The organism is Schnuerera sp. (assembly GCF_035459645.1).
GTDB lineage: Bacteria > Bacillota > Clostridia > Tissierellales > Tepidimicrobiaceae > Schnuerera.
In genome coordinates this window covers 1-7417 of sequence record NZ_DATHXO010000013.1, presented here as the reverse complement: position 1 = coordinate 7417, position 7417 = coordinate 1, and the positions used below count along the sequence as shown (strand labels likewise).

6 protein-coding genes and 1 pseudogene are annotated in these 7417 nt (G+C 28.5%); 3 read left to right on the top strand and 4 right to left on the bottom strand.

The window, feature by feature from the left end; all coding sequences use genetic code 11:
- The 3 genes from VK998_RS00325 to VK998_RS00315 all read right to left on the bottom strand — a co-directional run.
- Positions 1–318 (bottom strand): hypothetical protein (locus VK998_RS00325; protein ID WP_325224204.1); only part of this gene is annotated, 318 nt, incomplete at its 3' end.
- Entirely contained in the window at positions 305–1177 is an 873-nt protein-coding gene (locus VK998_RS00320) for an ABC transporter permease (RefSeq protein ID WP_325224203.1), read from the bottom strand. The genes VK998_RS00325 and VK998_RS00320, both read right to left, overlap by 14 nt.
- Before the next feature lie 19 nt (positions 1178–1196).
- Positions 1197–2438, bottom strand: coding sequence for an ABC transporter substrate-binding protein (locus VK998_RS00315; protein WP_325224200.1), 1242 nt, complete (start codon positions 2436–2438; stop codon positions 1197–1199).
- Positions 2439–3914: 1476 nt separating this feature from the next.
- Here VK998_RS00315 and VK998_RS12945 point away from each other — a divergent pair.
- Positions 3915–3986, top strand: a pseudogene (locus tag VK998_RS12945) (SEC-C metal-binding domain-containing protein); the annotation flags it as partial.
- A 140-nt stretch (positions 3987–4126) separates the two neighbouring features.
- Here VK998_RS12945 and VK998_RS00305 read toward each other — a convergent pair.
- Positions 4127–4393 carry a carboxymuconolactone decarboxylase family protein gene (locus VK998_RS00305; protein ID WP_325224196.1) on the bottom strand — a complete coding sequence of 89 codons (267 nt, stop codon included), beginning with the start codon at positions 4391–4393 and terminating at the stop codon, positions 4127–4129.
- A 121-nt stretch (positions 4394–4514) separates the two neighbouring features.
- On the opposite strand from VK998_RS00305, the gene VK998_RS00300 reads away from it, so the two are divergent.
- Positions 4515–5462 carry an Rpn family recombination-promoting nuclease/putative transposase gene (locus VK998_RS00300; protein WP_325224195.1) on the top strand — a complete coding sequence of 316 codons (948 nt, stop codon included), beginning with the start codon at positions 4515–4517 and terminating at the stop codon, positions 5460–5462.
- Between the two features lie 269 nt (positions 5463–5731).
- The coding region (locus tag VK998_RS00295) for an MrcB family domain-containing protein (RefSeq protein WP_325224193.1) at positions 5732–7417 on the top strand (1686 nt) is incomplete at its 3' end.

Here is a 7417-nt window from a genome sequence, read left to right as displayed (position 1 = left end):
GCTTAAAAACTCTATTAATCTTTTTCCTACGAAATCGTATAGAACTAATGCTCTAGCAGTCATTGTACCTATTATCGCTGATAAAATTGCTACAGATAGTGATAATAATATATTTGAAAATAATATTGAAAATATTTTTGTATGAGGTGCAAATACATCTTTTATAGCCCTAAGTGAATAAGCTTCTGGTAGCAAATCTGGCCAAGGCCATCGACTGACAAAAGTCCAAAGAAGAAGTATTGCCATAGGTGCCAATATTGTAAATACAACAAGATATAAGAAAAATTTCAATAGTTTATTTGAATTAGTATCTTTCATGAATATCACCTTTTGTTTTTTTCCTTTTAGTTATTAAATAATAGATACCCGCAATTGTCCAAGCAATTATTAATATTAAACCATTCATGGCCATAGCATAAGGTCTATGGCGTAAATCAGGATGAATGTATTCAATATGAGCTTGTACAGGCAAAGCCTTTGGCATAGTTGCTCCCAATAGAAATGGCAGATCATAGGCTCCAAAGGAAAATGTTAAAATAATTAAGAAAGCTTTTCTTATAGCAGGCATACTTAGAGGTAAAGTTATATAAAAAAAGGACTTTAATTTAGATGCACCTAAATTTTCTGAAGCCTCTCCCAATGTATTATTTATACTAGACATTAAAGCTAAGCTAAAGTATGCAACAAAAGGTACTTCCTTCCATATATATCCTAAGATAATACCAAAGTTGTTCTTTGTATATAGTAACAATGGAAAATCTCCTTGGACATTTATTAACCCTAAATGATAAAAAAGTCTAGCAATCAAACCATTCTGAGAAAGTATACTTATAGCAAACAATGCCACTATAGTATGAGGTATTAGGATAGCAAGTTTGATTACTTGGATTACTTTACCTTCTGTGTGTTCTGTATATACTAGTGCAGCTGTGAGTATAGTTCCTAAAATCACTGCTAATACAGAGGATATAATGGATATTTGTAAGCTTACCTTTAAGGAATCAAGGAAAGTAGGATTATTAAGTATTTCAATATAATAATCTAAAGTTATATTTGTTAAATCAAAAGCTGGAATATATCCAAAACTTTGAACTATTCCATTTAAAACCCCAAATATAAAAAGAACACCCAATAATACTATGGGCATTATAAGTATATAGGGTGTTTTTTTATTCATAATCTTTCACTCCTAAAAATTATTTACCAACTACTTCTTCTAACCAAATTTCTTCTACTATAGGAACAATATTAGCTGGCATCTCTGGTAAACGCTTACTAAGAAGTTCATCTTGTGGTAGAACACCTTGTCCTATATCGACATTGTCAAATCTAGCTTTTTCTTCAGCATTTAATTTGCCATAGGAAACTACTGGTAGTTCTTTTAATTCTTCAAATTGAGTTGCCTGTATTTCAGCTGAAATAATTTCATTAATTGCCACCATAGCAGCAGCTTTATTAGGTGAGTTATTAGCTATAGCAATATAATTAGTATTTCCTACTGTACCTTTGTCAAATACAAATGTTCGTACAGTATTTTTATATATACCTTTTTCTATACCTGTAGCTACTGAGTAGGGGCCATAACTCATAGTCATTACTAATTCACCATCTTCAAACATGTTATTAACTTCTCCAGAAGTTGAAGGGAAGGTTTTTCCTTGATTCCATAAGTATTTGTTTAACTCCCTTAAATACTCTAAGGCAGGCTCTATTGCTTCCTTTACTACTTCTTTATCAGGCTCCATGCCTATGAATTGTTCATGTCCAACTATATCGTAAATTAATGTTCTTACAAAAGCACTTCCTGTAAAATCAGGCAATGCAGGATAAGTTACTTTGCCTTCATACTTTTTACAATATTCCATGAATTCTTCAGCATTTCTTGGTGTTTCTTTAGTCACAGCACTATCATTTATAAATACCATTTGTGCCTTTGCATATGGTGCTTCATAGCCTTCTATAGGAAATCCAAAGTCATTTTTGATTTCCTCATCGTTACTATCTATATATTTCTCAAAATTAGGTAATTGTTCTACAAAAGGGCCAAATAATAAATCATTTTCTTTAGCAGAATAGAAGTTTTCTCCATTTATCCATATCATATCAATGGTTCCTTCTTCCAAACCAGCTTGTTTTTCTCCTGATAGTTTAGCAAGTATATCGTCGATATCCATTCCAACAACTTCCAAAGTAATATCGTATTTTTCTTTTAATACTGGAGCAACAGTTTCATTTAACCATCTATTTCTATCTTCATCTCCACCCCAGCCATAAAAACTAACAGTATCTCCTTTAGCTTGTTCAATTATAGTGTCAAAATTTGCATTTGGGTCAAACACTTGAGACCCTACATTAGTATCATCATGTCCACTACAGCCTGTAATTAAAAATAAGGCCATTATAATTCCTAAAAACAATGGTAATCTTTTAAAATTCATTTTATCCTCCTTTTAATTGACAATCTTTTTGCACATAACATTATAACATAATAAGATGTTGTTGATTATAGGATTTATAATAATATATTTTTATAAACCTATGTTCTTTATTAATTATATTAATAATTGAAAATAAATTTTTCTAATATCATCTATTAAGCTCCTAAGCTAATTGGACAATTATACACTAAGCATCCTTAACCTATATCTTCAAATGTTTTTCCACCGATAACAATTTTTTATGTTTTTACTATACAATACAATATATTAGTATTTATTGCTTTTCTTTTATAGCTATAAAATGATATAATATTGTATAATTATAAGGTAAATGAGTTTCATGAGGGGATGACGGTTATGAGAGATAGAGAATTAGAAGAAAGTATAAAAAGAATAATCATGGGATTTGATGAAGCAATATTGAAGAATTTTATAAAACAGGAAAGGAAATTATGGAAAGATATAAAAATACCGCTAACTTTAGAAGGGTTTTTAAACCAACTTACAAAAGATGAAATGACAACAATACGACAAAATTTTAAATTACGAGGATTAAGCTCTTTAAAGAAAAATGAATTAGCTGATAAATTGAAAGATTTAATCCCATTAAAAATTAATACAGTATTGGATGTTTTAGATGACGAAAGGTATAGAATATTAAAAAAAATATTAAACCAAGGCGGATATATAAAAGTAAAGGATTTTGATTATAAAAAAGCAAAGTTTTTTAGAGAATTTGGATTGGTGTTTACTGGAAAATTAAATGGTGAAAAGGTATTAGTTATGCCTATGGAAATAATGAATGTATTTAAGGAATATGATACGAAAGAATATAGAAAATTAGTCAAAAGGAATACTCTTTGGATAGATTTAGTTGCTGGTATGTTGTTTTACTATGGATTTTTATATAATTCAATTATTATAAAAAAAGTAGAAGAGTATACAGGTAAAAAACCTAATGTAGTAGATCTTCCTATGGTTTTATTAAGTGCTTCTCAATATTATGAAAAATTAAAACTAACTGCCAAAGGATATAAAAATCCAGCAGTACATGATGAAAATTGGGTCGTTAAAGAGCAAAATGCAAGGGTAGACACGCCTTATTACCCATTTAGTAAATTAGAATTATTAAAAGCTTCAAAGGATAATTATATACGTAGAACTGCACAAACTAATAATTTTTCTGAATACTTGAAATTATTATATGATATCAGTGATGAAGAAATAGACGATATATTGAGGACTGTTCATGATATGATTAATTATGATTTTAATATAGAAGAAATGATTAATTATTTAAAAAACTTCTTGGAAATTGAAGATATAGAAGTATTTCAAATGATAGGACAGTTACTAATTGATATTAATAATAACACTAGGATGTGGATATTAAAAGGCTATACTTCTATTGAACTGATAAATTATAAAGAAAATTTAAAATCCAATAATACAAATATTATAGATATAAATACTAAGAAAAAGATTGGACGAAACGATCCCTGCCCTTGTGGAAGTGGTAAAAAATATAAAAAATGTTGCGGACGTTAATTAGATATTTTATCTGTAGATAAATTGGAATAGGTAGATAGAATTATCATATATTTAATTTTAAATATATGATAATCAGGAAGAGATAAATATATAAACAAACAAGGTGTGCCTAGGCACACCTTGTTTGTTTATAATGTCTATTTAGCTAAAAATTGATCTGCTGCTTCTAAGGCCATTGAACCATATACTGTGCCAGGACCTCCTGACATTAATATTGCTACCCCAACTGCTTCACAAATCTCTTCTCGTGTAGCACCAGCATCTATAGCTGCTTTAACATGACATTGAATACAGCCTGTGCATCTTACCGCTATGGCTATACATAATGCAATCAATTCTTTATTTTTTGTAGATAATGCACCATCTTTAATTGCTTCATTATGTAATTTGCTGAATCCTGCCATAATTCCTGAACAATTATTTTACACTAAGTATCAATATATTATTTTTAATGTAATTAACTAAATATTTTGATATAATATAATTAAGAAAACAAAAGTTGGTGAAACCATGGGCAATGAAATAGTGAATAAACATGATGCTATGTTTAAAGAGGTATTTAGTCATAAGGAAATAGCAAAAAGTTTCTTGGAAAACAATATACCAAAGGAAGCATTAGATACAATAGATATAGATAATATGGAACTATCAAGAGATTCCTTTGAAAATGAAGAATTAAAAGAAACCTTTTCAGACTTAATATATAGTACAAAAATAAATGGTAGAGATGTGTATATTTGTTTTCTATATGAGCATAAATCCTATAGAGATAAATTAACTGCATTTCAATTAAATAAATATATACTAGAAATATGGATTGAAACAATTCAAAAACAGGAAAAAGAAGAATTGCCGATAATATTACCATTAGTGGTTTATCATGGCACTAGAGATTGGAATATTAGAACAGACTTAAGGGATATGATCCCAGACTTTTATAGTTTACCAAGTTATTTTCAAGAAAGAATACCAGTATTTAAATACGATCTATATAATATTGGAGAATCTGGGGAAGATAATTTTGGAAAGTATACAAAATTGGCAGCTATGATGTTAACAGCATTTAAGTTTTCTCATGAAGAGGATATAGAAATAGTATTGGAAGAATTTTTATTAGTGACACATGATGCAATGAAGGAGAAGGATACAGATGAATTAACATATTTTATAAGGATATATTTAAATTATATACAGCAAACTCATAGGGATATTTCCGAAGATGAATTAATAGAAAAGATTAAAAAGATAGAAGGAAAGGAGGCTATTAAGGTGAGTATATTAGATAAAATAGAAAAAGAGGGTATAGAAAAAGGAATAGCTCAAGGCAGACAAGAAGGCAGACAAGAAGGCAGACAAGAAGAAAGAAGGATAATAGCAAGGACCTTGTTAAAAGAAGGCGCAGAAATAGCCTTAGTAGTAAAAGCAACAGGCCTTTCTAAAAAAGAAATAGAAAAATTAAAAAAAGAAGTTTAATTGGCTAGGAGATCCCTAGCCAATATTTTTAAATTATGATGAAACCAGAAAAACAAATACTAAAATAGACCATAAGATTATACGAAAATTGCCACATAAAAAATCTCCTTATCCCTTTTATGTAGCTATACCAAAAAAATGGTATAACAGTCTAAAGACTATATAAATGCAGATAGAAGGATAAAGAGAAGAGAGCAGATTATTATTAAAATGATGAGTAAACAAGGATATGTAATTCATAAAGCTACAGAAAATGGCAAAGGGACGTTTTGATTGCCATTTATTTAGGAGAAGGGAAACTATTAGACAAAACAGGTGGTGATAAATTGATAACAAATTACTTCAAGGATATCTTAGATAATTATCTTGAAAGCAAAACAGTAGGTAGATTTAATAAAAATCATGAAATGTTTAAGTTGATAAATTATACTACTACAGATTCTTTAAATGAGATTGTAAAAGAATATGGCTTAAGTGCAAGGGGATCTTGTGGTGCTGGTACTTGGACAAGATATCCATGGATTGCTGCATATAACGAAGAGATTACTACTACTATTCAAAGGGGAGTATATATAGTTTATTTATTTTCTGAAGATATGAGTAGGGTATATTTAACATTGAATCAAGGATGTACAAATCTAAAAAAGGAATTTGGCACTAAAGCTGCCAAAGAATCCATGAAGACCACAAGAGAAATGATAAGAAATACTTTAGATAATACTAGATTTAATATAGATAATAATTTGATTATCGGTAATGTTGATTATGAAATTGGTTCAATATATTATAAAGAATATTTGAGAGATAGTTTTCCAAGTGAGGAAGAGTTTATTGAGGATTTAAGAGATATGATTAGAATTTATAATGATTATTATAATTTGATTTATCTTAAAGCCAATGAAGCCATAGACAATCACATTAAGATTAAGTCAAATACACAAAAATCTGGAGAGAAAAATATGGAAGATAATATAAATAGTATATATAAAAATATTAAATCAAAGGGTTTTATTTTTTCCTATGAAGATTTAAGCAATTTTTATTTAAGTTTGAAAACAAAACCTTTCCTTATTTTAGCTGGTATTAGTGGTACAGGCAAATCGAAATTAGTAAAGTTATTTGCTGAAGCTGTAGGAGCTACTACTGTAAATAATCAATATAGTATCATTAGTGTGAAACCAGATTGGAATGATAGTACAGAACTATTTGGATATAAAAATATTAATGATGAATTTATCCCAGGACAATTAACTAGGATAATTGAAGAGGCATCAAAGCCTGAAAACTTGAACAAGCCATATTTTGTATGTTTAGACGAAATGAATTTAGCTAGAGTTGAGTACTATCTAAGTGAATATTTAAGCATTATTGAATCTAGATATTTTGATGATAACAATCAATTGTTAACAGATAAGATCTTTTCTAATAGTTATCTACTTGAAGATAATCCATATGCTAATTTAAGAATTCCAGAAAACCTATATATTATTGGTACAGTTAATATGGATGATACCACTTTTGCTTTTAGCAGAAAAGTATTAGATAGAATTAATACAATAGAGTTTTCTGATGTAAGATTAGATATTTTAGATTTTGATTTTGAAGATAATATAGAAGACATGAATTTAGATAACTCTTGGTTTAAAACTAGCTATTTATCCATTAAAGATGCTATTAAAACTGATAGGGAATATGTAAATAAAGTAAATAATGAAATTATAGAGATTAATAATATAATGGCTATGGGAAAGAAACATTTTGGCTATAGAGTAAGGGATGAGATAATATTTTATATGTTGGAAAACAAAAGATATAGTTTGTTGGAAGAACATATAGCTTTTGATTATCAAATTATGCAAAAGATCTTACCTACTATTACGGGGAGCGATAGTGTGATTAAAGATATATTAATAGATCTTTACAATTATTGTAATCCAAGCAATCATATTATAGAT

Excerpts from the sequence above, each read along its gene's own strand:
- VK998_RS00320 (WP_325224203.1), bottom strand. The coding sequence starts at position 1,177 with ATGAATAAAAAAACACCCTATATACTTATAATGCCCATAGTATTATTG.
- VK998_RS00315 (WP_325224200.1), bottom strand. The coding sequence starts at position 2,438 with ATGAATTTTAAAAGATTACCATTGTTTTTAGGAATTATAATGGCCTTA.
- VK998_RS00305 (WP_325224196.1), bottom strand. The coding sequence starts at position 4,393 with ATGGCAGGATTCAGCAAATTACATAATGAAGCAATTAAAGATGGTGCA.